At 46.4% G+C, this 26,391-nt stretch carries 20 protein-coding genes; 9 read left to right on the forward strand and 11 right to left on the reverse strand.

The features are described 5' to 3' along the window. Positions 1-716: 716 nt before the first annotated feature. The 8 genes from KO531_RS14245 (at position 717) to xthA (ending at position 10,199) form a co-directional block, all read left to right on the forward strand. On the forward strand, positions 717-2,231 hold the full coding sequence (locus KO531_RS14245; protein WP_219251502.1) for a lysine N(6)-hydroxylase/L-ornithine N(5)-oxygenase family protein: 1,515 nt from the start codon (positions 717-719) through the stop codon (positions 2,229-2,231). A gap of 2 nt (positions 2,232-2,233) precedes the next feature. Beyond that, positions 2,234-2,989 carry a GNAT family N-acetyltransferase gene (locus tag KO531_RS14250; RefSeq protein ID WP_219251503.1) on the forward strand — a complete coding sequence of 252 codons (756 nt, stop codon included), beginning with the start codon at positions 2,234-2,236 and terminating at the stop codon, positions 2,987-2,989. A gap of 9 nt (positions 2,990-2,998) precedes the next feature. Continuing rightward, positions 2,999-4,927, forward strand: coding sequence for an IucA/IucC family siderophore biosynthesis protein (locus tag KO531_RS14255; protein WP_219251504.1), 1,929 nt, complete (start codon positions 2,999-3,001; stop codon positions 4,925-4,927). Between the two features lie 95 nt (positions 4,928-5,022). Beyond that, entirely contained in the window at positions 5,023-7,227 is a 2,205-nt protein-coding gene (locus tag KO531_RS14260; RefSeq protein WP_219251505.1) for a TonB-dependent siderophore receptor, read from the forward strand. A 143-nt stretch (positions 7,228-7,370) separates the two neighbouring features. Then, positions 7,371-8,429, forward strand: coding sequence for a siderophore-iron reductase FhuF (gene fhuF / locus KO531_RS14265; protein WP_219251506.1), 1,059 nt, complete (start codon positions 7,371-7,373; stop codon positions 8,427-8,429). Between the two features lie 113 nt (positions 8,430-8,542). After that, entirely contained in the window at positions 8,543-9,088 is a 546-nt protein-coding gene (locus KO531_RS14270; RefSeq protein WP_028761007.1) for a septation protein A, read from the forward strand. Continuing rightward, entirely contained in the window at positions 9,088-9,387 is a 300-nt protein-coding gene (locus KO531_RS14275) for a YciI family protein (RefSeq protein WP_028761008.1), read from the forward strand. Before KO531_RS14270 ends, KO531_RS14275 begins: the two co-directional genes overlap by 1 nt. Continuing rightward, complete coding sequence (xthA, locus tag KO531_RS14280) at positions 9,387-10,199, forward strand: exodeoxyribonuclease III (RefSeq protein WP_028761009.1); 813 nt, start codon at positions 9,387-9,389, stop codon at positions 10,197-10,199. Before KO531_RS14275 ends, xthA begins: the two co-directional genes overlap by 1 nt. A 993-nt stretch (positions 10,200-11,192) precedes the next feature. On the opposite strand, the gene KO531_RS14285 is transcribed toward xthA, so the two are convergent. The 10 genes from KO531_RS14285 to KO531_RS14330 form a co-directional block, all read right to left on the reverse strand. Next, positions 11,193-11,618, reverse strand: a complete 426-nt coding sequence (locus tag KO531_RS14285; RefSeq protein ID WP_198572796.1) for an SMI1/KNR4 family protein — start codon at positions 11,616-11,618, stop codon at positions 11,193-11,195. 187 nt (positions 11,619-11,805) lie between these two features. After that, positions 11,806-12,174 (reverse strand): SMI1/KNR4 family protein, encoded by a 369-nt coding sequence (locus KO531_RS14290; RefSeq protein ID WP_028761011.1) that lies wholly within the window; start codon positions 12,172-12,174, stop codon positions 11,806-11,808. 485 nt (positions 12,175-12,659) lie between these two features. Further along, positions 12,660-14,111 carry a methyl-accepting chemotaxis protein gene (locus KO531_RS14295; protein WP_219251507.1) on the reverse strand — a complete coding sequence of 484 codons (1,452 nt, stop codon included), beginning with the start codon at positions 14,109-14,111 and terminating at the stop codon, positions 12,660-12,662. 104 nt (positions 14,112-14,215) lie between these two features. Next, complete coding sequence (locus tag KO531_RS14300) at positions 14,216-14,707, reverse strand: DUF1097 domain-containing protein (protein WP_028761013.1); 492 nt, start codon at positions 14,705-14,707, stop codon at positions 14,216-14,218. 259 nt (positions 14,708-14,966) lie between these two features. Further along, positions 14,967-17,213 carry a molybdopterin cofactor-binding domain-containing protein gene (locus KO531_RS14305; RefSeq protein ID WP_219251508.1) on the reverse strand — a complete coding sequence of 749 codons (2,247 nt, stop codon included), beginning with the start codon at positions 17,211-17,213 and terminating at the stop codon, positions 14,967-14,969. A 1-nt stretch (position 17,214) separates the two neighbouring features. Further along, on the reverse strand, positions 17,215-17,718 hold the full coding sequence (locus KO531_RS14310; RefSeq protein WP_219251509.1) for a (2Fe-2S)-binding protein: 504 nt from the start codon (positions 17,716-17,718) through the stop codon (positions 17,215-17,217). Between the two features lie 3 nt (positions 17,719-17,721). Beyond that, positions 17,722-18,468, reverse strand: coding sequence for a nucleotidyltransferase family protein (locus KO531_RS14315; protein WP_219251546.1), 747 nt, complete (start codon positions 18,466-18,468; stop codon positions 17,722-17,724). Positions 18,469-18,503: 35 nt separating this feature from the next. Next, the gene (locus tag KO531_RS14320) at positions 18,504-19,520 is read right to left on the reverse strand and encodes an XdhC/CoxI family protein (RefSeq protein ID WP_219251510.1); all 1,017 of its coding nucleotides are present in this window, start codon (positions 19,518-19,520) and stop codon (positions 18,504-18,506) included. A gap of 321 nt (positions 19,521-19,841) precedes the next feature. Then, entirely contained in the window at positions 19,842-21,581 is a 1,740-nt protein-coding gene (locus KO531_RS14325; RefSeq protein ID WP_219251511.1) for a methyl-accepting chemotaxis protein, read from the reverse strand. A 145-nt stretch (positions 21,582-21,726) separates the two neighbouring features. Beyond that, the gene (locus tag KO531_RS14330) at positions 21,727-22,371 is read right to left on the reverse strand and encodes an MBL fold metallo-hydrolase (protein WP_131523516.1); all 645 of its coding nucleotides are present in this window, start codon (positions 22,369-22,371) and stop codon (positions 21,727-21,729) included. Positions 22,372-22,626: 255 nt separating this feature from the next. On the opposite strand from KO531_RS14330, the gene KO531_RS14335 reads away from it, so the two are divergent. Next, positions 22,627-23,916, forward strand: a complete 1,290-nt coding sequence (locus tag KO531_RS14335; protein ID WP_219251512.1) for an alpha/beta fold hydrolase — start codon at positions 22,627-22,629, stop codon at positions 23,914-23,916. A gap of 210 nt (positions 23,917-24,126) precedes the next feature. Here KO531_RS14335 and KO531_RS14340 read toward each other — a convergent pair whose 3' ends face one another. Beyond that, positions 24,127-26,226, reverse strand: coding sequence for a DNA topoisomerase III (locus KO531_RS14340; protein WP_219251513.1), 2,100 nt, complete (start codon positions 26,224-26,226; stop codon positions 24,127-24,129). Between the last annotated feature and the right edge of the window lie 165 nt (positions 26,227-26,391).

A 26,391-nucleotide genomic window follows, 5' to 3' on the forward strand; every position in this document is an offset into this window, starting at 1 on the left:
CCGATTTAACTATTTTATTTCAAAGCCGTTTTAGGACGGCTTTATCTTGAACTCCTTCTCTTATGCGTACAGCGACTAAAAATCACATCGATAATTGCTCGATCTGTTACCCTGCCAATATTCACTTAAACTAAAACAGTACGACCTACACCATACCAATCGTATTAAATCAAAGCGCTCATTGAGCCCCCTGTCCACGCTTTACAATGGATTTACACTGACCGTTTAGCGGCACCTATGTTTATTGTATAAGGATTACATGACTCCCACCTAAATCAATTTTCCTCTGCTCTCGAACCAACTCAAGCATTAATGTAAACCACTGTATTTATATCTTTTATAAAAATAGAGATTGTAAAACCCTAAATGATACATCCCCAAAACGCTGCCTAATTATCACCCCTTTATCACTTACTTATTTGTACCATTAACCGTATCCGCCCCCCTTATTTATCAGTTAAAAGTATTAACCTATAGCCCCACACAAATGAGAATGATTTGCATTTGAATATTTTCACATGCTAATTTACCTACCGTTGTCGGGACAGAGACAGCAGGAAATGGCCTAAGGACTGAGCTAAAAATAGCGAGTTAATCAACGCAAGATAAATAGCCAAACAGTCTATTTTGATAACCGCATTCACTTTGGTTTGCGTCCTTAGGTAACTGATTACTGGATCGGCAACGCGCAGTAGCATGTTGCCAAGGAGGCGTAAGTGAGTACACAGCAAAGGGAAATGGATCGCGAAATTTTTGATCTACTTGGCATAGGCATTGGCCCATTCAATCTTGGCCTCGCCGCCTTATCAGAACCTATTGACGGCTTTAACTGCTTATTTTTAGATGCTAAAACCAGTTTTGACTGGCATCCAGGCATGCTACTCAAATCCTCAAGATTACAAACACCCTTTATGTCGGATCTGGTGACTATGGCCGATCCCACCAGCCGCTACAGTTACCTTAATTTTGCCAAGCAAACGGGCAGACTTTATCCCTTTTATATTCGTGAGAATTTCTTTTTACCTCGCCACGAATACAACTTGTATTGCCAATGGGTGAGCCAACAACTCAGCAACCTTAAATTTGGTTTTAAGGTCACTCAAGTGGATTACAACGCAGGTGAAAGTATTTATCGAGTTACAGGTTTTGATAGGCGCAGTGGTAAAACCCATACCTATCAATGCCGAAAGCTAGTGCTAGGCACTGGCACTGAACCTTATCTACCAAAGGATTGCCCAATCCAAGATGCACGGGTCATGCATACTGCCAGTTATATGCAGCAAAAAACCTACCTGCAGAGTCAGAGTGCCATCACAGTAATTGGTAGTGGCCAGAGTGCGGCGGAAGTGTTTTACGATCTACTGCAAGAGATTGATACCTATGGTTATCAACTCAATTGGATGACACGATCAGCGCGTTTTTATCCCTTGGAATATACCAAGCTTACTTTAGAGATGACCTCGCCAGATTATGTCGATTACTTCCACGAGTTGACCCCTAATCAAAGATGCTCACTGATCGCCAGCCAGAAACAACTCTACAAAGGAATAAATTCTGAGCTGATAAACGACATTTACGATTTGTTATATCAAAAGCGCCTATTGGCCGATTTTCAATGCCGACTGATGACGAATGCGGCGCTGACTCATATCGAGCCCCAAGCCAATATGCTCAAGTTGCATTTCCACCACAATGAAAAAAATCACACCTTTGAGCAAGAAACGGGCGCCGTCATTTTAGGCACAGGTTACCACTATCGTTTACCCGAGTTTATCAGTGGTATTAAACAACAAGTCGAATTCGATGACGCCGGACAACTTAGCGTGCAGCGTGATTACAGCATAGATATTCGAGGGGATATTTTTGTCCAGAATGTCGGTTTGCATACCCATGGAATAAGCTCTCCAGATCTGGGTATGGGCTGTTATCGCAACGGCACCATCTTAAAAGCTGTGCTCGGTTATGCGCCCTACCACATTGAGGAACATATCGCATTTCAAACCTTCGATCCGGCCAAACTTGCCAGTCATCAGCCCTGCGGCGCCAATGCAATTAACACGCTGGATCTTAATCCAAGACATTTTCCTAAGGCGCCGCACAGAAAAACTCAAGTTGATGCGCCACAAACTATCCCTCCAACCAAGATTCCAAGTTCTGGCGCAAGTTCAACCGTGAGTTCAGGCGCGGGAACCAATATGCCGGTCTTAATGGCGCCGAACCAGGAGGCATAATAATGGCAAGCCAATTTAGCAACCATTGTTTAACGCAACTATGTTTAACGCAACTATCCGCTATTTCGAGCATTAATGGTTTCCAATTCAGAGCGTTAGACCTTACACAAGACATTCCAACACTACAGTCTTGGTTTAACCAAGATTACGCCAAGTTTTGGGGTATGCAGGGCTTGAACCTTAATGCCATAAAAAATCTGTTAGCAACAACAGAACACAAGTTTGCCTTGATAGGTGAATGGCAGGCCAAAGCGCTATTTATGGTGGAACTCTACGATCCCGTCCACGATGAAATCGGCCAGCACTATCGTGTTGCGCCGGGTGATTGTGGTATGCATCTGATTATCGCGCCGCCAGATGGCAAACCCGTCAGCGGCTTATCCTTGAAGGTGATGGATGCGATAGCGCAGCTCGTGCTTGAAAAACTGGCCTTTAATCGCCTCGTGGTTGAACCCGATCAACTCAATAGCAAAATTCATCGCTTAAATAGCCTGATAGGCATTCGCTATGAAAAAGTGATTCAATTAAGCACTAAAGCTGCTTTCCTCGGATTTTGCACTGCGGCCCAGCGCCTTCGACCATCGAGCACACCCTCTTTGACGAGCCTAGCCCAAACAACCTCAGCCCTGCCAAGCTCAGATCAGTCAATGCCTGCTCTGCCAAACTTAGCAGAACAATACTTAGCAAGCCCAACCCTAGCAAAGCCAAGCTCGCACGCGGCATCTCCAACCTCTCCCATGACATTATCGACTCTTTAGGTGAATTAGATGAACTTACCCACAAAAGCCTTATTAATTAACCCATTGCCAACGCAAGATCATCATGATCAAGCAGTACGTGCTCAACAAAGCTCGGCGCTGTCGACAACATCGACTTCTATGCCGGAGCATTTGACTCCCGTCTATTGGCAAGCGGCTAATCGTCATTTAGTGAAGAAAATCCTCTGCGAATTCACCCACGAGAAGCTCATTACGCCGACCCTATACGGGCAAAAAGCGGGGCTCAACCACTATGAACTGCGGCTCAAAGACAGCACTTATTATTTTAGTGCACGACATTATCAGCTAGATCATCTCGCGATTGATGCCGATACCATCCGCGTTTCACTTGCAGGCAAAGAACAAATCCTCGATGCGATGTCGCTGATTATTTCCCTTAAAAATGACTTAGGGATCAGCGAAACCTTACTACCAACCTATTTAGAAGAAATCACCAGCACCCTTTACAGTAAGGCATACAAGTTAGCGCATCAGGCGATTCCCGCAGCCACACTGGCGCGAGCCGATTATCAAAGCATAGAAGCGGGTATGACAGAAGGTCATCCGGTGTTTATCGCCAATAATGGCCGGATTGGTTTTGATATGCAGGATTACCGTCAATTTGCCCCAGAAAGCGCGATGCCGATGCAGTTAGTCTGGCTTGGTGTCCGCAAAAACAAAACCACGTTTGCCGCCCTCGAAAACTTGAGTCACGACGCATTACTCAAGGAAGAGCTTGGCCAGCAGTTCACTGACTTCCAACAATGTCTTAAAACCCAGCAGCATGATCCGCAGGACTTCTACTTTATGCCTGTGCACCCTTGGCAGTGGCGTGAAAAAATCGCCCGCGTCTTTGCCGGCGATATAGCCCGTGGCGATCTGGTTTATCTTGGTGAAGGCAATGAGCAATATCAAGTGCAGCAATCGATACGCACTTTCTTCAATCTTGCATCACCGCAAAAGTGCTACGTCAAAACCGCGCTTTCTATCCTAAATATGGGCTTTATGCGTGGTCTATCGCCCCTTTACATGAGCTGCACACCGCAGATCAATGCTTGGGTTGCAAACTTGGTTGAAAACGATCCTTACTTTGCCCAACAAGGCTTTGTGATCCTCAAAGAAATTGCCGCAATAGGTTACCACCACCATTATTACGAGCAGGCACTCACCCAAGATAGCGCCTACAAAAAAATGCTCTCTGCCCTGTGGCGCGAAAGCCCGCTGCCACACATTGAGCCTAAGCAAAATCTGATGACCATGGCTGCGCTACTGCATACGGATCATGAAGATAAGGCCCTTATTGCAGCCTTGATAGCCGCCTCAGGCTTATCAGCAAAGGATTGGGTCAGTCGCTACTTAAACCTGTATTTATCGCCGCTGTTACATGCCTTTTTTGCCTACGATCTGGTCTTTATGCCCCATGGTGAAAACCTGATCTTAGTGCTCAATGAATATGTGCCAGTCAAGATTTTAATGAAAGACATAGGCGAAGAAGTCGCGGTACTCAATGGCGTGAAGCCACTACCTGATGATGTAAAACGCCTTGCGGTTAGCCTTGAAGAAGAGATGAAGCTTAATTACATCTTACTGGATATTTTTGACTGTATTTTCCGCTATTTAGCACCGCTGCTCGATGAGCAAACCAGTGTCAGTGAAAGCCAATTCTGGGAGTTAGTGGCGGACAATGTACGTGATTACCAAGCCCAGCATCCACATTTGGCCGACAAGTTTGCCCAATACGATCTGTTTAAGGACAGCTTTGTACGTACGTGCCTCAACCGTATCCAATTGAATAATAACCAACAAATGATAGACCTCGCCGACAGGGAGAAAAACCTGCGTTTCGCCGGCGGCATCGACAATCCCTTGGCGGCCTTTAGACAAAGCCATGCCTTTAAGCGCCCTATGCTTAGCAGCGCTGAGCAAAGGACACGTTAACACACCACAAAGTGGATAACCCCGAAACTTTAGCTGGGCCAATGTTGGCCCAGCTTGTTTAACCCCCAACCTAAACGGAATTAAAGATCAACATTATGAAGACTTTTCCTCTCTCCAGCATCGCACTCGTCTGTCGGCAAGCCCTCGTTAACCCGAAGCTATTGCTGTGCTCAGCCATGTTAGCCACGGTTCCCCATGCCACAGCTGACACTGTCGATGCGGATAGTAAGACTAAAAAGCACCAGAAAGAAATTGAAGTCATCAATGTCATTGGCGCTAAGGATTTACACGACAATCGCTATAAGACACAAGCGATGAACACGGCTACTGGGCTCGATTTATCCTATCTAGAAACGCCGCAATCGGTCACGTCTATCACCCGCCAAATGATGAATGATCAACAGCTTAATAGCGTGATTGATGCCATGACCAGCGTTGCGGGGATCAATGCCCGCCCAATGGATAACGACAGATACAGTATTAGTGCCCGCGGCATTGCCGTGACCAGCATTTTGTACGATGGTGTGCCCACCACCTACGATACCCGCTTCAACTATGGGGATAATCTCATAGACACCGCCATCTACGAGCGAGTAGAAGTGGTACGCGGCGCGACTGGCCTCATGACGGGAGCCGGTAATCCTTCGGCGGCCATTAACCTTATCCGTAAACGCCCGACTCAAGAGTTTATGGGCAACACCTCGCTAAGTGTGGGCTCATGGAATAATGTGCGCGGTATGGTCGATGTTTCCAGCGGCTTAAATGACTCGGGTTCTGTGCGCGGTCGCGTGGTCGCCGCCTATCAGGATAAAGATTCATTCCAAGACAGGTACGAGCAGCAGCGCACAACGCTATACGGCATAGTCGAAACCGATATTGGCGATAGCACCTTATTTACCCTTGGTATCGATTACCAAGATGCCACGCCGAGCGGCACTATGTCGGGCGGTTTACCGCTATTTTACAGCGATGGCAGTCGCACTAATTATGATCGTGCCACTTCAACGGCGCCCGATTGGGGCTCGGCGCATACCCAAGGCCTCAACACTTTTGCGAGTCTCGAACACAGATTAGACAACGGTTGGAACCTAAAAGGGACTTACACCTACGGCGATAACTCATTGGAGTTCGATGTACTATGGGCCACGGGATATCCTGATCCTGTAACCAATATCGGCACCACTGCAGGCTCTATCGCCTATGTCGACGGCAGTCGCACCCAACACAATGTGGATTTGCGCGCCGAAGGACAATACCAACTCTTTGGTCAGGAACATCAATTGATGTTTGGCTGGAATGGCCAACGCCAAGAGTTCGCCAATCCCTACTATTATCCCACTGCGGCAGTACCGCCTTTGGGGGATTTTCGCGATCCGAACTTCCAATATCCAAAACCTCAATGGAAGGAAACCTATACCACGGGTTCATTTGGCGAAACCAAACAGAGTGCAGCCTATGTGGCGACTCAGCTTAATCTCAGCGACGCTTTAGCTGTCATCGTCGGATTACGCCTCAATGAGTGGGAAACTGACCAAGATAACTTTAGCAGCCGCTACGATTTCAACATCAGCAACGAACTCACCACTTACTTCGGCCTCACCTACGCCCTGACCGAGCAATATTCGCTCTATGCCAATTATACGGATATTTTTGCACCGCAAACTAAGCAAAGAATCGATAAAAGCTACCTAGATCCAGTCAAAGGGAAAAACTACGAAGGCGGGATTAAGGCGAGCCTGTTCGATGAGGCTTTAGATATGTCGCTGTCGGTGTTTGAGATCAGGCAAGACAATGTCGGAGTCAGCACTGGCGATGTGATCCCAGGAACAACAACGCAAGTGTATGAAGGCATAAACGGTACAAAAACACAGGGATTCGAATTTGAATCGACGGGTAAAATCACTGATGACTGGAATCTTTACTTAGGTTACACCCAGTTCACTAGCGAAGATCCTGAAGGCAAACGTATCAGTACCACTTCACCACGCCAGCAATTAAAACTCTTCACCACTTATACCTTTGGCGGTGATTGGCATAAATTGCAAATAGGTGCGGGGGTTAACTGGCAGAGCCGCGTCTACCAAACAGTTAATTCGCCACTTGGCAAAGTCGAAGTCGAGCAAGGCTCTTACGCGCTAGCGAGTCTAATGGCGAGTTACGCCTTCACCGAGCAACTTAAACTCAGCGCAAACCTGCACAACGCCTTAGATAAAAGCTACTACAGCCAAGTCGGTCAATACAGCCAATTCCAATACGGTACGCCTCGAAGTGCCAGCTTAACCTTGGACTATCGCTTCTAAGTCAGACTTTTATTGAGATCGTTCGAAAAACCTTGTGAGCCCCAATCTTGGGCTCACAAGGTCCTCATTTATATGGAACTTATCAATAATAGTGGGGCTTATCAATAACAGCAGCAATCAATCACAGCCATTAAGGAGTCACTATGGCAAGCCAACGGAGAGACACCAGAATGCAAACATTGTGCGATACCTCGCCAAGCCACAACGCGTTGAATCAAACTATTTTGTCACTCAATCAGCTGTTACATCAACGGGCACCCTTCTATGGCGAACACCTTAGCGCAACGCAGTCCCCTACTGGGCTCAGTTTTGATGAATGGAGTAATGTCGATACTTATCAAAAACTCATTGCACGTTTTGCCATCGCACACCCTAGCGCAGAAACTCAGAGTGAAACTGAAACTGAAGCTGCAACCAGCCGAGCGCACGCTTTCGCCAATAAAAGCGCCTTAGTCAGTAAAAGCACTACGGCCAGTAGAAAAGACACTCGCAAAGCGCTGCATTCACTTTGGGGTCAATGGTATTTTGGCCTTTTAGTTCCGCCTGTGATGGAGTGGATTTTTAACGCAAAAAAAGCCGATTTCGAGCCTATTCACTGGCAGCCACAGTCCGTGTTTATGCAGCTACACGCCAGTGGCCGAGTGGCAAAATTTGAATTTAACATCGCAAAGCGCCAGCCAAATACCGCTTTAACCTTTAAAAAATACCACGGCATCGAGCCACTTGCCCAAACAAACACTAAGCCAAGTTTCAAGACAGACACTAAGGTACACTCGCCATTAACTTCATATAAGCCGCCAGTTGATAATGAACTCGCCCTACAAGGCCTTGTCTTAAACTTACTGCAACCAAGTGTTGAGCGCCTACTCACTTTGAGCCCCGTGCCCGCTAAATTATATTGGAGTCACTTAGGCTATCTGATCCACTGGTATCTAGGAGAGTTGGGATTATCTCAGCAACAAAGTCAGCAACTTAAGCAAGCTCTGTTTCGCAGAACGACCTTTTTTGATGGCACCCAAAATCCACTGTATAACAGCATCAATTTGATTGTTGAACCCAAAGAAGGCAGCACAAACATCCACTGCATTCGCCGTACTTGCTGCCTAAGGTATCAACTCGCCAACACCGGCCAATGCCACGATTGCCCACTACTAAGTCGCCCTAACGCTAAGACAAACGCCGCCAAACAAGCACAAGTCTAACTTGCCCATTAAACCCATTTAATGGGCAAGATCGCAATCCTAGGCCCATGGTGCTTTTGCCCTTATGTTGCACATGCTACACTCAAGCCCATGTCTCTTTAACATGATTATTTATGAAACAACTGCTTGATTTCCTGCCCCTCGTCATCTTTTTTGCCGTTTATAAATTTTTCGATATTTATATCGCCAGCGGTGCATTGATCGCAGCCACCGCGCTTCAATTGATCGTGACCTATGCGCTATATAAGAAACTTGAAAAGATGCACTTAATCACCTTTGCTATGGTGACAGTGTTTGGCACACTCACTTTAGTGTTTCACGATGATTCTTTTATCAAGTGGAAAGTGACCATTATCTATAGTTTGTTTGCCATCGCCTTAGGTGTCAGTCAATTGCTCAATAAATCGATATTAAAGTCGATGTTAGGCAAAGAAATGCAAGTAGACGACAAAATTTGGGCTCGTGTAACTTGGTATTGGGTGATCTTTTTCGCCGCTTGTGGCCTAGTCAATATTTATGTCGCCTTTAGTTTGCCATTAGAAACTTGGGTCAATTTTAAAGTGTTTGGTTTAACCGCTTTAACCTTAATTAATACTGTCCTGACCGTATTTTATCTTTATAAACACCTTCCCGAAGATCAACGCAAGGAACTCAAATAATGTGGTATATGATTTCAGCTCAAGATTTTGAGAATAGTTTAGAAAAACGTTTAGCCGCCCGCCCAGCCCATTTAGCTCGCCTGCAAGCCCTCGCCGATGAAGGTCGTTTACTGATCGCTGGCCCACACCCAGCCATCGACAGCGAAAATCCTGGTGATGCTGGCTTTAGTGGTTCACTGGTTGTCGCAGATTTTGAATCCTTAGTCGCAGCAAAACACTGGGCCGATGCCGATCCCTATATCGAAGCGGGCGTTTACCAAAGTGTTGTGGTTAAACCCTTTAAACGAGTCCTGCCTTAATGAAAATAGTGTCCTTTAACATCAATGGTCTGCGGGCACGCTTGCATCAATTGCAAGCCTTAATCGATAGCCACCAGCCCGACATTATCGGCCTGCAAGAAACCAAAGTGCACGATGAGGCGTTTCCATTAGCCGAAGTCGAAGCTATGGGATATCAAGTGCATTACCACGGCGGTAAAGCTCACTATGGTGTTGCCATGCTGTCTAAAGTCGCACCAGAAAAACTGCAAAAGGGTTTTCCAAGCGATGATGAAGATGCCCAGCGCCGCATGATTATCGGCACATTTACCCAAGCGAATGGTCGTCCATTGACTGTGTTCAACGGCTATTTCCCCCAGGGCGAAAGCATAGACCACCCAACAAAATATCCTGCTAAACGTAAGTTTTATCAGGATTTAATGCACTACTTGCAGACAAATCACAGCAACGATGAAGATATCGCCATCATAGGTGACATCAATATTTCGCCGACCGATTTAGACATAGGCATAGGTGAAGTCAATCGTAAGCGTTGGCTAAAAACCGGCAAATGTAGCTTCCAACCGGAAGAGCGTGAGTGGTTAAAAACCTTACAAGACTGGGGCTTAATCGACACTTTCCGTCAATTACATCCAGAGCGCATCGAACGTTATTCTTGGTTCGATTACCGCAGCAAAGGGTTCGATGACAACCGCGGCCTGCGAATTGATGTGATTTTAGCAACGCCTTCACTGGCAGCACGTTTAGTCGAATCCGATGTCGATTACGATCTGCGCGGCATAGATAAACCTTCAGATCACGCCCCCATCTGGAGCACGTTCAAAGAGGCTTAACCCGCTAACGTTCGATCATCTTAGTAGATATAAAACATCGGCTTAGGTCGATGTTTTTTTATGGGCGAAACATATTTTATCTTTATCGTTCGATGAATAGTCAATGAGTCAGGTGTGATACTGAACGTAATTCACTTTTGGACAGATATGTCTTGAAGACGAGTGTTTGGGGACCAATAATTTTAGTTGTGAGGAGTTTAGCGTTTGCTGATGTCCACTCACACATGCTTGCCATGGTATTTGCTCGTCGACTCGCAGCCAGTCCATCCGTGGATGCTCGACCGCCCCATCTGATGTGAAAGGATTCACAAATGCCACGATGGCATGGACGCCAAAGAGCGGCCATGGGGCGGAAGGTCGTCTCGCAAATCACCAAGGCTCACCTGTTTAGCATTGGCGAAACCTGTTTGTTTTTAAAGAAATAGGTAGCATGCTTTGGGACAAAAGCGTATTAGGTCATCAGCTATAACAAGTGAATTTCGCATAGAAATTTCTATGGTGTAACGCCTTGCTCAGCTGCATTTTTGGAGTAGAAGCTTTTGTGTTATCAAACAAAAAAGAAGGAACGGAAAAATTTCAGATACAGCAATTTGTTATGTTCGCATTCTGATAATACTATCAACATATTGATGGACCATTATTCAACTTTCACATAGAAGCAATTACATTTACAACTGAAAAGACCAATTTGAGGATCTTTAGGTGTAACTCCCTTACGTTTAGCTTGTGAGTTAGCAACTTCTACAGCGTGCTTAATCTCATTAATTTCTTTGCTAGATAGCCTTCTCGTATGCCCATGTACAGGACATCGTTCTCGTTCTCCATCACCCGATATTCGCTCTCCTGACATATTGATGCCCTCTTTCTAATGTCTACCGCTTTAAACATAACGCCGCCAGCAACTGCCGGAGTGAGTTGGAAGCTTTTTTACGTCTTTTTTGCAAAAAAGAAGACAGTTTACGGAGGTCAGATTGACTGGCCTTGTTAAACATTTTAGAAATTGAGCGAATAACCACTGGAAACCCACTCATTGAAATTTTCCGCCAACAATACCATAGACTCTTTCGTTAAATCGCCGAAAGGTACCCTATAAACTGGCCAGTCTTCTGAACTTATATTATGTGTGGTATCGAAGACAATTGACTCTCCCCCACCATCTGAACCAATAGCAACCAACCCAGGCAAGTATTGCTCGTAGCAATAGGCTTCTGTTAATTCGGATATCTCTTTAGCGCTCCAGAGCACAACTGAGTCATCTGGTTCTTGCACGCCAATCGGAGTTTCTGCCCCATTAGTTTCAAGCAAGAACTTCTTATACTCACTCGGAAGATCTGTTCCTAACCATTTCTCAAGAGCCTGAATTTCTTCAGCACTTGCTGGATTTTCCGGATATTCGAATTTATCTCGATATTTGCTCATAATGCTTAACGCCCATTTAAGGGGCTGATAATCGTTTGCTAAAATTGTGTAGCGAAGCGAAGTCGAGCAAACTGTTAGCAGTCCCGCTTTAAATGCTTGTATGGGTTAACGTTTGGCTAAGGGGCAGGCTTTAACCCATCACTGAGAGCGGAGCGAACGATTTGAACCACTATTTAGGCTATCACAGTTACTCAAGGTCTACACAAACCTGCTTGTGCCATGCAGAAAGATTCGGCCATTCTTCCTTAGTGCTGCCGTTGTGAGACCAATAAATTATCTCACCCGTCTTTGCTATGCAGAAATAGTCGCCATTATCCTCGATGAATGGCAAAAGGTCTCTTGGAAGACCCATGACATTCCAGGCTGTTTCAGCAATGTCAAAGATATCAAGATGGCCAGAGCCGGGTAAAATTACCGCAGGCTCAAAGGTAGCGTTTGCAACATCGCTGCCAGACTTCAAAAATGATCGGTAGTCGTCATGAAAACTGATGCCCAGTTTGCTTTCTGCGCTAGCTATTTCGGTATCTGTCGGGTTTCGAAATGGATCGTTATTCATAATTATTGTTGCCTAACGTTAAGCGGCGTCCCAAGCCAATTTTAATTGACCGAGGCGAACAAGTGATACTCTGGTGAACGTTTATCATCAACAAACAATTTAAAATTGCTTGATATTTTTCTTAAATATTTCCGATAAAGGTTAACACAATCAGCCATATAGAAACCATCAATTTCCCCAAATTCTATTTTTACAAAACACAGATTTCCACCGCCAACCACAGTGAAATACCCTCCGCAAAAAGGACATTTTCAGACATAACTTTCTCCCCTGAAATCTATGACCGTCAATTTAGATAATGTCACGCTGATAGAACGGAATGGGGCAATATAACTAAATAGTTCTTTGGGTACTTCCAAATTAAAATGGCGGAAATCAAAGATTTCCGCCATTGTCGGATGATACGTTACTACTTAATATGAGACTCAGTATCGGGCGTTATTGCTCAACACCCCATGCCGACGACTCACATTAAAGGTGACATATTAACTCGTGCGGTACTGCTTTAAAATGCCATCTAACTCGACCGAGGCATGGTGCAAATCATTGGCTAAGGTCACACTGCGCTGGGCTGTTTGTTTGATAGTTTCCGACTGATGGCGGATTTCATTCAATTGTCCGGCAATATCCCGCGCGGCGACACTCTGCTCTTCCGCCGAGGCGGCAATTTGGCTGCTCATATCAAATACCGCATTGACCGATTGCGCCATGCCTTGAACATCATCACCGACGGCGATAATCGCACTGCGACCTTCATCGGCCTGATCGACTATCTCCATGGTAATGCTAGATAAACGACTCGTGCCAGATTGTAAGCCTTCAATCATGGCCTGAATTTCTACTGTGGCCTGTTGAGTTCGACCCGCTAAGGTACGCACTTCATCGGCTACAACAGCAAAGCCACGACCTTGCTCACCGGCACGGGCCGCTTCAATGGCCGCATTTAAGGCTAATAAATTAGTTTGCTGGGAAATACTGTTAATGGTTGTGACTACAGCATCGATACTCGCCGCATCCTTAGACAATTGTTCCACCGATGAAAACGCCGCGCCAATCTTAGTTGAGAGTAAACCAATGCTTTCCACTGTGTGGCTAATACGCCCACGACTGGCCAACATTTGGGTTGAATTTTCCTTGGTTTGCAACGAAGTATTACTCGCATTAACAGAGACTTCTTCAATCGCTGAGGTCATTTGCGCCATCGCCACGGCAACGGAATCGAGGAATTGATGTTGGAACCCAATCAGTTTATCACTGGTGGCCGCCTGTTGATTAAATTCATCAGATGCCAATGATAAGGTCTGTGCATTTTTGCCAATGGCTGACACCATTTCACTCATATTGTCGGCGCAGCGATCGATTTCGCGGGCAATCAAACTGAAATCGTCAGTACCAAAGAAGTTTAATCTAAAGCTCAAATCACCATCGGCTAAGCGTTTGATGGCTAAGTACATGTCCCATAATCCACCACCGAGTGAAGTTGAAATCCAGTAACTCAGTTGGAATAAAGGCAACAAGCCCACTAACGCTAACCAGAACATAAAGTTAGCATCGCTACGCGCATCGGCTTCCCACTCATGGACATTCTGCGTCAGTTGTAAGGCTTGACCTGACACACTGGCGCTGACCGTCACTTTATCCCCTTGACGCTGCGCGTCACTTTGCCTTGAAGTTACAGTTAACCCGTATTGACTGGCAAATTGAGATAAGGCGTCAGCTTGTAGCTTTTGCGCCGTTGCAACTTGCGCTAAGGTATCGACGCTAGCTTGAACCCGAGCGATAGAGGCCTGCTCAAGGTTACGGTGCGCATGTTGATAGTTGACAAGTGCCACGGCGGCCGTGATCAGCGCCACCATAGAACACACTACCCAAAACTTTCCGTTGAGACTGAACTTGATCAATATGGCATCAATGGTACGAAACTGGATTTGTTTCATCTTGATAATTCCTAAGAACAAAATGCTATTTGGCACTAAATCAGCAGTATAGCTCAGATTGCCACGACAACTATGTCAGTCATAAGATCTGAGCAGGTATTATGCTAATCCGCGCTAGCAACTTGGTTACGTGTGGCGGCAGACCACTTTTGTGTCAGAGTAACCAACTGCCCCGTTAACAGGCTCATGCTAAAACCTAATAAGCCACCAATGATCAACGACGGCACGACATTGGCCACATCACCCGCCATAGCAAAGGTAGTGCAACAGCCAATAAATGCGCCTGGAATAAAGCTAAGCTTTTGATAACTTGCCTGTAAACACATGGCCGAAGTGGCTATGCCGGTAAAAATATACCCAAATACGGGCGAAATAAAAAAGCTGCTACCCGAGATAATGAGCCAAGCCCAAAATACACCGGACAGGTTTGTGCACCACGCCATCATCACGCCCTGAAAGCCAGCCTTAGGTTGAGCAAAAAAAGTGCTACAACCTAAAAAGCCGATCCAAGTGACCAGATGAAAAGCATCTGCGACGCCACACCAAATAGCCGCCAATAGGCCGGCAGAAATAGCGACTTGCCAACGATTTTCCATGGATGACCCCTTTAGTAATTCTATTCACGGAAGTTTAATACCCTTGGGCGCTCTAAAATGTGTATTTTGAGGTGGCTTGGGTAAACATATTGGTTAAATTACCTCTATTTTGGTAACAAAAACCTGATCTATTGCTAATTTTCGGCATTAATGCCCGTAAAATCGCTAACAAGCAAATTTTTTGTGGTAAAAAAACGAAAAAAGCGCTTATTAGGCGCTTTTTTGTTCAACAGCTTTCAGTTAACCCTTCTGCAGTGCCCTACACTCGCAATAGTTTATTCACGGGAAGATCGCGGATCCTCTGCCCCGTCGCCGCAAAAATCGCATTGGTTAAACTCGGGGCAACGGGCGGCACACCCGGCTCACCCACGCCTGCGGGCGGCGCATCGGATGCAATAATGATGATCTCCATATCGGGGGTTTGGGGAAGTCGCAGCAAAGGATAATCGTGGAAATTCGATTGCTGCACCTTGCCCTCTTTGTAAGTGATTTCCCCCATCAAGGCTAAACTCAGGCCAAATATAATCGCACCTTCTGTCTGAGCTTTTACCCTATCAGGGTTAACTATCGTGCCCGCATCGATAGCTGCGATGGCATTAAGCACTTTAAGCTGTTTATCCTCACTCACTTCCACCAACATAGCCACGGCGACATAACTGACAAAACTGCGATGTACGGCAAACCCCCAGCCCTGATTTTTACCCGCCTTGGGCGCCTTAGCTTGGGCTTTTTCGACCGCGTCGATTACCTCCAAATAGCGACTAACGTCCACTGGATGACGATTGAGCTCTTCGCCATAGTTGCCATATTTAAAGCCTTGGTTATCAAAGGTCTCACGCCTTGATTGCCCAAGTAAGCTGCGCCACATATCGGGACAAGACATCTGAGCTCTGTGAGCCATTTCATCGACAAAACTGCCGACACTAAAACCGTGCTGAATGTTACATACAGAGCGCATCCAACCAATACGGCTGTGCGCCTGCGCTTTAACCGCTTCGTATCTTAAATTCGGCAAAGTAAAGGGCACATCCACAAAGCCTAAATCCAACTCACCGCCAGAGGGATATTCCACCCCTTCAGCAAAGGTTGAACTGATCGATGGGAATCCCGTACGGGCTAAAAGAGCGGTCGGTTTGTTGCTGGCATCAAACAGTGCCTGATAGGACTGGGCGCTGATAGCATGGTAATAACCGTTTTGAATTTCATCTTCGCGGCTCCAACTCACCTTAATTGGACGCTTGAATTGCTTAGATAACAGCGCGGCTTCAACACTAAAATCAGGTTTGGATTTACGACCAAAACCACCACCCAATAGGGTGACATTCACTTTAATCGCATCTTCTTCCATACCTAGCGCTGCGGCCACATTTTGCTGGGTACTTTGCGGCGTTTGGGTCGATGCCCAGATTTCACAGCCCTTTTCAGTCACATGGGCAGTAGCAACGGGCGGCTCGATAGAAGAATGAATTAAATAAGGCACGGTATAAACCGCCTTTAACGTATTCGCCTCGGGCCAGTTTTTGATCTCATCACCAACTTGGCGCACGACATTACCGCTTTGCTGTACCCGCTCGACCAACTCTTTCAAATAAAGGCTTGAATCATGCTGACTATTGTCGGCCTGAGTCCAAGTGACTTTTAAAGCTTTGCGCCCTTCAAGGGCACTCCACGTGTTTGTGGCGATGACAGCAACGCCGCCCAAAGCCTGAAACGCGGGTGCGCCCTTAGCGGCGGGCAAACGATACACATCCACGACACCGGCCACTTTGCGCGCTGCGGTATCATCCAAGCTTGCCACATCGCTCCCAAGCACGGGCGGGCGCATGATGCTGGCGTAGAGCATGCCCTCGAGTTTGATATCGTAACCATAAATCACGCTGCCGCTTAACATAGCATCCATATCAACGATTTGGCGTGATGCACCAATCTGCTTGAAATCTTTAACGTCTTTAAAGGTTAACGACTCAACGGCGGGTACGGGTTGCTCAGATGCGGCTAACGCTAACTCGCCGAACCTGGCCGAGCGGCCCGATTTTGCATGCAACACTTTATGGTCGGCGGTATGCACCTCGCTCACGGGGACTTTCCAGCGCGCAGCGGCGGCTTGCTCTAGCATGGTTCTTGCCATCGCCCCCATTTGGCGCATGCGGTCGTAATTTTCGCGAATACTGCGGCTACCGTCGGTGTTTTGGCTGGCATAACGTTTATCAGCTAAGCCTTGAATAGGGACAATTTTATCCCAATCCGCTTCTAACTCTTCGGCTAAGACTTGCAGAATACCGGTTCTGATCCCTTGTCCCATCTCGGAGCGATGGCAAGTGAGGTACACTTTGTCGTCTTCACCAATGGCAATAAACAGATTCAACCGCGCTTCTTTATCCTGCGCCAGGGCCATGGGGCTCCAAGTTAATCCACTCGCCCCTAATGCTAATCCGCCACCCACTGCGCCAAACAGTTTTAACACATCGCGGCGGCTGATATTTTCTACAGCAGTAAAAGTACTCATATTAGCCCTCCTGTTTGGCATAGTTTTGCAGTGCCGCTTTAATCCGCGGATATGTGCCGCAGCGGCAGAGATTACCCGACATGGCCGAGTTGATTTGTTCTGCAGAAGGTTTCGGATGCTGCGCCACTAACGCCGCAGCCGACATCAGTTGTCCCGCTTGGCAATAGCCGCACTGGGGCACGTTATGTTCGGCCCAAGCATTTTTAAGTTTTTGATTATCCAGCCCTTCAATTGTTGTCAGACGTTTTCCTTGTGCCTGCCCCAAACTGGTTAAACAGGCGCGCACAGGTTGGCCGTCTAAATGCACAGTGCAAGCACCGCATAGCCCTGCACCACAGCCATATTTAGTGCCCGTGAGCCCTAAAATATCCCGTAACGCCCACAGGATTGGCATTTTAGGATCGGCATCTAAGGTAAATGATTTACCGTTGATGAAAAGTGTTTTGGTGGAAGCGGCGGTACTGGCTTCCTTGATAACTGCAGTGGTTGATAATACTTCTGCCATAACTCACTCCTTAAGTGCCAACCACGACGCAAGATCGGCTTGGGTATCAATATCAATTGCGGCGCGGGGTAGTGTTATAGCGACTAACGCTCCCCGCTGTGCTTGTTGTTTTAGAATCGATTTTGCCCCGCGATCACCACTCAAGTGAGTGAACTGCGGTAATGTAGAGGCATTAAAAATAGCAGGTACGCCTAAATCATCCAAATAATGGGCGGCAACGTCTTTACCGGTTTCATGCCATGTCAAAATCAGTTGTCGATAATCGTCTGCACTCAAGGCCACTTGGTCTGCCAATGTCAGCAGCATGGCATCAAAGCCCTGCTCCTTGGCATAGCTTGCCGCCAAACTCACTGAGGATGCCAAGCCTGTTTGCCACTGTGGATTAACTAAAATATCAAAGGGTTGGCGGGAATGAAGCTCGACTAATAATGGCTGCAATATGTGCTGATGAGCACCGAGTATGATTAACAAAGGCGTATGCTGGAGCGAATGAGTGTCTTGGCGATCCAAACCTAAATCTTGGCAACTAAGCTGCTGTAAACGCTCAACATGAGTGTTAATGATGGTTTGTTCGCGAATTTCCGTAGCGCTATGTGATGGTAGAAGTTGCGCTAACTTTACCCCATCAAAGCGCTTACTCTCACCCGCCGCAAGTACCACAATCAGCAGCCGCTTGGATGAAAGTGGCGTTTGCTCTGTCAACGTTTGCTCTGTCAACGTTAGCGCTGCCGACTTTGGTGCTGAAGACATTAGTACAGAAGGCTTTTGTACTGGCGGCAACGTCATCAACGCATTATCTCATTGAGATGTTTTAAAGTCGCACCATGGAGCACCCCGTGGCACTGGGCCAAAATACTTAACGCAACGGCACTCGGTAACTCGCCGCCAAGGGCAAGCCCCGCGGGAGCAGAAAATACCCCAGTAAAAGATTCAGCACTGAGCCCTGCCATTCCAAGCACTTTATCCCGTCGATGGGCAGGACCAAGCAAGGCGATATAGGCTAGCGGATGCGCTTGAATAACCTTTAATGCCGCAGCATCTAAGCCCAAGTTATGGTTCATCACCACGGCACAATCCAATTGAGCGATATGATTCGCGGTTAATTCCCCCGCGGTCAGTTTCACTATATGGGCATGGGGGAAATCCGCCGCTCTGGCATAGGCGGTACGACCATCAAAAACAGTCACTAGCCAACCTAAAGTGTGGGCCATGGCGGCAACGGGCTTAGCATCGATACCACCGCCAAAGATCCCAAGATGGAATCTTGGTCTCAAGGGAATAATCAGTGATTCACCCGCGTCTTGGGTGAAGACGCCCGTGCGAACAAAATCGCTGGCGGGGAACGGCGTCAACTCCTCAGAATAAAACGCAGCGTGATACTGGCGCGCATCCGTCCCCGCTTTGACTAAAGGCAATTGGTAAAAACCCGACCGACCGTGGCGAAATGCCTGCACTAGCTCAACTAAGCCAAGATCATGATTCTCTTTTAGCAGAGGGATCAACATGATATCTACTATGCCACCACAACCGAGTCGATAGCTGGCATCGGACTCATCGCTTGCATCATAGGTGACACACATGACTTGCTTAGTCTGCATGGCATTTTGAGCATGGCGGCGTAAATCGGCTTCTAAACAGCCGCCACTTAACATACCCACGCCTTGACCAAACTCATGGAACAACATCATGGCGCCAGGTTTGCGATAGGCCGAACCTTGAATTTTGGTGATCACCGCAAGCACCCAAGCGTCATCCGCCAGTGGTAGCCAATGCTCTAGTAAATCTTCGATTTGGTGATCCATCCGCAAGGACTCCATTGGGTTAGGGAGATTTAAAAAATTTAATGCGCTGATCGCTATTGAAACGATCAACCGTTAATAACGCAGCTATCGACGTCTATTTGTCATCAAAACTTGACGCAAGTTTTATCAGCAAATAAAACCGCTTAGTCAAACGCTCGCATTAAACATATAGACAACCAAGTTAGCAAAGGCGTGTACGTATTGAAAGGAGTAATAGATTTCAAAAAGTGTTGAAGCATAAAATATGTTCAGGGGAAGCTAAAGAGGAAGAATTGACGTCCATGTCTGAGTAGCGTTTGTTCGCAAATCAATCACATTTATCTAAAACTGGTATTCGCCCGCCTTAGTGCGCAGTATCTGGGATTGGTTGTCTAGACTAATGGATGTCGATTCAATCTGTTCGATAATCTGTGATACTTCACGGGAATTATCGCGGATCACCATCATGCTCGAAGCGATTTCTTTAGAAACCAAGGATTGTTCTTCGGTTGAAGCGGCAACCTGAGTATTGATCCCATGAATCGCTTCCGTACTATGGCGAATATCCTCAAATACTGCCACGATACGTTGCAGTTCTACCCCCGCCTTTTGCATTAGCGTCGCCGCTTGAGTCACAGATGTACCCACTTGATTGGTACGGCTTTGAAGGCTTGCAACAATATCATCGATTTCCTTGGTGGAATCTTGAGTGCGCTGGGCTAATGAGCGAACCTCATCAGCTACCACAGCGAAGCCTCGTCCTTGCTCACCGGCCCGTGCGGCTTCAATCGCGGCATTCAGTGCCAGCAAATTCGTTTGCTCAGCAATTGCCTTAATCACACTCAACACATTGCTGACTTGGGTACTTTCGTTCACTAGATGTGACATAGAGTCTTGAGTATTCCTAAACTCAGTTTCTAATACCGACATGGCTTTCAACGCTTCCGATACTGTCTGTTTACCTACAGTGACATGCGTTTCATTTTCGGCGGCGCGGCTTTCAGCATTCGAGGTGCTCTCACTCACATGCACTAAGGTCGTGGTCATTTCTTCCATCGCACTGGCGCTGGCGTCCAGTTCTCTCGCCACCCGATTTGAGCTTTCACGCGAAATTTGAATTGATGCTTTAGTTTGCTTAGCTAAATCAGCCACCTCTTTTGCAATGCCATCAGTCGTCGATAATGAACTGGCAAGGGAGGATATAAACAAGTTGATTTGATTAACGATTTCGCCAATTTCCCCCTGAGTCGTAACAGAGATCCGCCGCGCAAGATTTTTAGAGCGCTGAATATCGAGCAATTCAACACAGGTCTGCACTAAGGGAGTCACAATCCTGCTTTTAACGATAATAAATCCGCCAACGGCGGCTAAAATCACGATAAATAACACCAATTGGGACCAGTTTAATGCTGCATGCAGGGAATCGAGTCGGTTATTCACATCACCATCGGTACGTTTATCCAATGCTGTAAAAAACTCATCAATCGGCAGCATGATCTTAGCTTTTTCTCTGTGGTATTGGTCGCTATGTAATAACTCCCTCGCCATGGTTAAGTTAGGCTCACCTTTGATCGTGTAGGTTTGGGTGTTGGGGTCCATAAAAATACCTTTAACGGCATTCATGGCTTTCACTTCGAGGGCGACTAACGCATCTGAGTTTTGCTGAGCTTGTTCAAGGTAACGGAATTCTTCATCAGAAAAACCGAGGGACTTCATTTGCGTGTTTATCGCAATGCTAGCACCGTCGGGTTTTGGCTTATCGCCATAGCTCAGCACCAAATCCCAGTAAATCTGGTGATATTTTTCAGGTCTAGACTTCTCACCATTACGGATAGCCAAAATATCCATATACATTTTTTCGTATTTTTCATCACCCGTAACAGCGTAAGTTCGAGCGAGACGCGTTAGGTCATCAGAACTTTGTCTTAACTCATCGGCGACTTGATAGGACTGATATCGGACGCTAGCCGCATCATTAAAGAGATCGATTTTAGACTTAACATTGAAGCTCAATACCGCAGAAATCACGGCACTCGCGACTATGGTCGAAAAGACCACGCTCATCATTGTTTTTGTTTTCATACTTACCCCAGTAGACGGAAGAACTGCTTTAAGTCTAGAAGGAAAAACAGAAAACATAAAAAAGGTTGGTTTATTAGCTGAAATAATCATTTGATTTGCGAGTGATTATCGCTCACAAATCAAGCAATGCTGAATGGCGTCTCAATTACAGTAAAAGTTGGTCCGCGACAAAGGGGTTATGCTCGCGCTCTTCGCCAAAAGTCGACATAGGACCATGCCCAGGAATGAATTCAACCTCGGCACCTAAGGGCCACAGTTTTTCGGTGATCGAGTGAATTAAATCCTGATGATTTGATTGGGGGAAATCGGTGCGACCGATAGAACTTCGAAACAAAATATCCCCCACCCACGCCAACTTAGATTGGGCAGAGAAAAGTGCAATGTGTCCCGGCGTATGCCCAGGGCAATGCAGCACAGATAAACTTTGCTCGCCCACTTTAACAATATCGCCATCCTGTAGATATTGATCCGGTTCAAAGGCATCGCAATGGGGAAAACCAAAATTTTGGCTTTGCTTAGGTAAGTTATCAATCCAAAATTTATCGGCAATATGCGGGCCAATAATCGGCACATTGGCGGCTTTCGCTAAGGCTTTTGCACCACCGACATGATCGATATGCCCATGGGTAAGGAGGATTTTTTCGAGGACGAGTCCAAGTTTCGCCACTTCGTTTTGGATCCTGTCAATATTCCCGCCGGGATCCACAACCGCAGCACGCTTGGTTTTTTCACACCAGATCAAGCTGCAATTTTGCTGAAAAGGTGTCACTGGAATAATCTGATACTTCATAGCTTCAATCTCGTGTTATCCATAAGCGATAGATTACGCTAAGAAACTCATCATGGCTCAAATTTGTATCCAAAAAATTGATCTTCACCAAAAGCTAATCAAATAATCCTAGCTTACGACATAAACTATTTTGTCTATACCCAAGTTAGCTGAAGATACGCGTTTCAGATAGCCTAGGTTGCTGCATCTTCAGCTTATTTGGGTATACAATCTGCCAATCACAATAACATGATCCTCTGCCATTAAGGTTGTTTGATGAAACCCGATATTATTCTCGCCGGAGTGCTGGCGAAAAAACACACTTTTACCTTGCCCCTCAACTATCAAAATCCAATTGCAGAGCAAATCCAAGTGTTTGCCAGAGAACTCTGTAGCCCAGAAAACAAAGATAAAAAACTACCTTATATCGTATTTTTTCAAGGCGGCCCTGGATTTGCGGCCATGCGTCCCGCCAGCAACAGCGGCTGGATCCGCCGCGCATTAAAAGAATATCGAGTGTTATTACTCGATCAACGTGGTACAGGCTTATCAACACCGATTAATTACCAAAGCTTGCAACACTTAGATCCCGCAGCTCAAGCGGATTACCTAAGCCATTTCAGGGCTGACAATATCATTCGTGATGCCGAAACGATTCGTGCCCAGCTTTGTCCCGCCGATAAGTGGGCGATTCTCGGCCAAAGTTTCGGGGGATTTTGCGTGTTACATTATTTAAGCGCCGCCCCTCAAGGCGTCAGCGAAGCCTATATCACGGGTGGCATACCATCATTAACCTGTAGCAGCGACGACGTCTATCTTGCGACTTATCAACGCGTACTGGCGAAGAATAAACAATTTTTCCAACGCTTCCACGATGCTCAACATCTCGTCACTCGCTTAGCAAAACATTTGCTTGAAAATGAAGTGTATTTGGCAACGGGTGAACGCCTCACGGTTGAAATGTTGCAACTGCTGGGTATTAATATTGGAATGGAGCAAGGGCCTGAATCGGTTTATTATTTGCTTGAGCAAGCCTTGATTAACACGGCTTCAGGGACAGTCGTTAACCCGTTATTTTTAAATCATTTCGGTCAAATGCTCGATTACAACACTAACCCGATTTTTGCCCTGTTGCATGAAGCCATCTACTGTCAACACTCGGCTTCACAATGGTCGGCACACAGGGTTAGACAGCAATTCCCCGTCTTTAACTATCAACAAGGTAAACCGTTTTTATTCACAGGTGAGATGATATACCCATGGATGTTTGACCAATTTAGTCACTTAGTGCCGCTTAAAGCCGCGGCAGAAATCCTTGCCCATAAATCAGATTGGCCAACACTTTACAATCTAGAGCAACTGGCACAAAACCGAGTCCCTGTTGCAGCGGCCATTTACAGTGAAGATATGTTTGTAGAGATGCAATACAGTTTAGAAACCACAAAACAAGTTGGCAGGCTAAAGTATTGGTTAACATCAGAATATGAGCACAACGGCATCCGCATGGATGGAGAACGCATACTGGATAAGCTCATCAGCTTAAACCGAGGCGACACCCTAAGATAAATATGAGCTTTAAGGGCTAATTAAGTTAATGCTGAGATTATATGCCTGCTCCTCATCAGTTGAGTGATTTTGGCAAGCTTTAACGACCTATTTCCGTATGAGTAAACCGTTTTGGTTTACTCTTTTTTTTGCCCAAATTCAGTGCTATGAAAGCGTTATAGCTTAAGGTCGAATATCCCCTACAACAGAATCACAACGCACTCGTGATGATTAAACCTCTGTAGCCATTTTGCGTGTTCGACTCCTTGCGCCAGCACTAGCCACTGACTTCTTCACACTGCTTTTAGCTGTACTTGCAGTGCCTGCCCGTTTTGCCGAGCTCGAGGCTTTGCGGTAAGGCGACTTACGATAACCAGATTTATTACTTGCCGTTTTACGATAACCTTGGCCTTGTAAACCATTAAGCGCGGTTGGCAGTTGTGCGCCTGCATTCTGGATAAGCGTGGATAAGGTGCCGAGCAGTGGCTGCATAAAGGCTTGATAAGAGGTTTCTTTATGGCAAATGCCATTCAGACTCGCTTCCCAAAGCGCTGTCATATCCGGCGTAATCGCACTCGCGGGCAAGCTGTTAACCAATCCTTTCCCCACGTCTGTCGAGACAATAGATTTACCTAGGCGTTGTAAAAAACCGCGTTTGAACAGCAATTCGATAATACCTGCACGAGTGGCCTCTGTACCTAATCCATCGGTTTCTTTAAGAATTTTACGGATCTCAGGATCGGTCACATAACGGCTAATACCCGTCATAGCACCGAGTAAAGTGGCATCGGTAAAGGCCTTTGGTGGTTGAGTATTTTTCTCCAACAATTCGCCTCGAGTACAATGCAAAGCCTGTCCCAATTTCAAAGGTGGTAATTGGCCGATAAACTCGTCATTCTCCTCATCGTCCTTACCAGTGCTTTCTTCCGTCGACTTGTTGCCACTCGCCTTACTGCCATTTGGCTCTTGGCGGGCAAAGAGTTGCTTCCAGCCGAGGGATTTATCCTGACGCGCCTTAGTATTAAATAAGCCACCCTCGATTGTCACTTGCACTGTGGTTTCACTGTAACAATAAGCCGGATAAAACTGGGCTAAGTACTGGCGAGCAACATGAAGATATAACTGCCTCTCACGCTGACTCAAGCTAGATAAGTTAGCCGTCTTCTCTGTGGGGACGATTGCGTGATGGGCGTCCACTTTTTTATCATCCCATGCTTTAGATTTAAGACGGGGATCGGGTGCATCAGCACCTTGCAATAACTCAGCAGCACCGTCACTTATCGCCTTAAGTACCGAAGGCGCAAGGTTATGTTGCTCAACGGGTAAATAACGACTGTCGGAGCGTGGGTAAGTAATGAGTTTATGGCGTTCATACAAACTTTGGCAGGTATCGAGCACATCCTTAGCACTCATACCAAACCGTTTGGCCGCATCAATCTGTAACGCGGATAAGCTGTAGGGCAATGGTGGATTCTGTTTCTTGTCCTTAGCCACTAATTGAGTGACTAAAGCGGGTTTATCACTGATGCGACTCACCACATTTTGCGCTAGCCCTCTCGCTAACACTCGTCCTTCTTCATCCATATAAGGCTGACAAGCTTCGCTAGGTTGCCACTTGGCGCTGAAGGTTTCTTGCTTCTCGGTCGCCAAATGCGCCAGTACTTCATAAAAAGGTTTAGATTGAAAGTGGGCAATCTCTTCATCACGGCGCACCACTAGCCCAAGCAATGGCGTTTGTACTCGGCCGACGGATAACACGCCTTGATAACCGACCTTTTTACCTTGGATGGTGTACGCACGCGTCATATTCATGCCATAGAGCCAATCGGCACGACTGCGGGCTAAGGCAGATGTGGATAAAGGAATAAACTCGCGATTACTGCGTAGTTGCGTTAAAGCCCGTTTTACAGCTTGTGGGTTTAAGTCACTGATCAGTAAACGCTGGGTTTGATGTAGCTTGTCACCCGTCACGCCAAGATAGGCAATCACTTCATCCACGAGTAACTGCCCTTCACGGTCGGGATCGCCCGCATTAACCAAGGTGTTAGCTTGTTTGACTAATCGTTTAAGCACTGTGAGTTGGCTGCGGGTCGCAGCCTTAGGTTTTAGTTGCCACTTGTCTGGCACTATTGGCAAATGCTCGAATTTCCAAGACTTAAATTCGGGATTATAGGCATCAGGTTCTGCTTGCTCGAGCAAGTGACCAACACACCAAGACACACAATCGCCATTGGCGGCTTCGATAAATCCATCGCCTTTTTTATGGGGTTTAGGCAATACATCGGCAATGGCCCGCCCTAGGCTAGGTTTTTCTGCGATATAGAGAATCATATAAACACCAAGCACTGGATATAATTACAGTATAATTTAGCCCAAACGCCAGCTGAGTGCAAATTTCTGTAGTAAACCGAGCTTAAATGTAAAAGCTTAAGTGTAAATTCAATTGCGAATGATTCTCAACAAGGCATAAGATACACTAAATGACTAAGGAGTGAC

The organism is Shewanella sp. NKUCC06_TVS, assembly GCF_019345515.1.
GTDB lineage: Bacteria > Pseudomonadota > Gammaproteobacteria > Enterobacterales > Shewanellaceae > Shewanella > Shewanella oncorhynchi.

What these genes read in the sequence shown, in the direction of transcription:
- KO531_RS14320 (WP_219251510.1), bottom strand. Translation starts at nt 19,520, where the DNA reads ATGGATCACCAAATCGAAGATTTACTAGAGCATTGGCTACCACTGGCG.
- xthA (WP_028761009.1), top strand. Translation starts at nt 9,387, where the DNA reads ATGAAAATAGTGTCCTTTAACATCAATGGTCTGCGGGCACGCTTGCAT.
- KO531_RS14300 (WP_028761013.1), bottom strand. Translation starts at nt 14,707, where the DNA reads ATGGAAAATCGTTGGCAAGTCGCTATTTCTGCCGGCCTATTGGCGGCT.
- KO531_RS14275 (WP_028761008.1), top strand. Translation starts at nt 9,088, where the DNA reads ATGTGGTATATGATTTCAGCTCAAGATTTTGAGAATAGTTTAGAAAAA.
- KO531_RS14335 (WP_219251512.1), top strand. Translation starts at nt 22,627, where the DNA reads ATGAAACCCGATATTATTCTCGCCGGAGTGCTGGCGAAAAAACACACT.
- KO531_RS14310 (WP_219251509.1), bottom strand. Translation starts at nt 17,718, where the DNA reads ATGGCAGAAGTATTATCAACCACTGCAGTTATCAAGGAAGCCAGTACC.
- KO531_RS14295 (WP_219251507.1), bottom strand. Translation starts at nt 14,111, where the DNA reads ATGAAACAAATCCAGTTTCGTACCATTGATGCCATATTGATCAAGTTC.
- KO531_RS14340 (WP_219251513.1), bottom strand. Translation starts at nt 26,226, where the DNA reads ATGATTCTCTATATCGCAGAAAAACCTAGCCTAGGGCGGGCCATTGCC.
- KO531_RS14330 (WP_131523516.1), bottom strand. Translation starts at nt 22,371, where the DNA reads ATGAAGTATCAGATTATTCCAGTGACACCTTTTCAGCAAAATTGCAGC.
- KO531_RS14255 (WP_219251504.1), top strand. Translation starts at nt 2,999, where the DNA reads ATGAACTTACCCACAAAAGCCTTATTAATTAACCCATTGCCAACGCAA.
- fhuF (WP_219251506.1), top strand. Translation starts at nt 7,371, where the DNA reads ATGGCAAGCCAACGGAGAGACACCAGAATGCAAACATTGTGCGATACC.
- KO531_RS14325 (WP_219251511.1), bottom strand. Translation starts at nt 21,581, where the DNA reads ATGAAAACAAAAACAATGATGAGCGTGGTCTTTTCGACCATAGTCGCG.
- KO531_RS14315 (WP_219251546.1), bottom strand. Translation starts at nt 18,468, where the DNA reads ATGTCTTCAGCACCAAAGTCGGCAGCGCTAACGTTGACAGAGCAAACG.
- KO531_RS14305 (WP_219251508.1), bottom strand. Translation starts at nt 17,213, where the DNA reads ATGAGTACTTTTACTGCTGTAGAAAATATCAGCCGCCGCGATGTGTTA.
- KO531_RS14260 (WP_219251505.1), top strand. Translation starts at nt 5,023, where the DNA reads ATGAAGACTTTTCCTCTCTCCAGCATCGCACTCGTCTGTCGGCAAGCC.
- KO531_RS14270 (WP_028761007.1), top strand. Translation starts at nt 8,543, where the DNA reads ATGAAACAACTGCTTGATTTCCTGCCCCTCGTCATCTTTTTTGCCGTT.
- KO531_RS14250 (WP_219251503.1), top strand. Translation starts at nt 2,234, where the DNA reads ATGGCAAGCCAATTTAGCAACCATTGTTTAACGCAACTATGTTTAACG.
- KO531_RS14285 (WP_198572796.1), bottom strand. Translation starts at nt 11,618, where the DNA reads ATGAGCAAATATCGAGATAAATTCGAATATCCGGAAAATCCAGCAAGT.
- KO531_RS14290 (WP_028761011.1), bottom strand. Translation starts at nt 12,174, where the DNA reads ATGAATAACGATCCATTTCGAAACCCGACAGATACCGAAATAGCTAGC.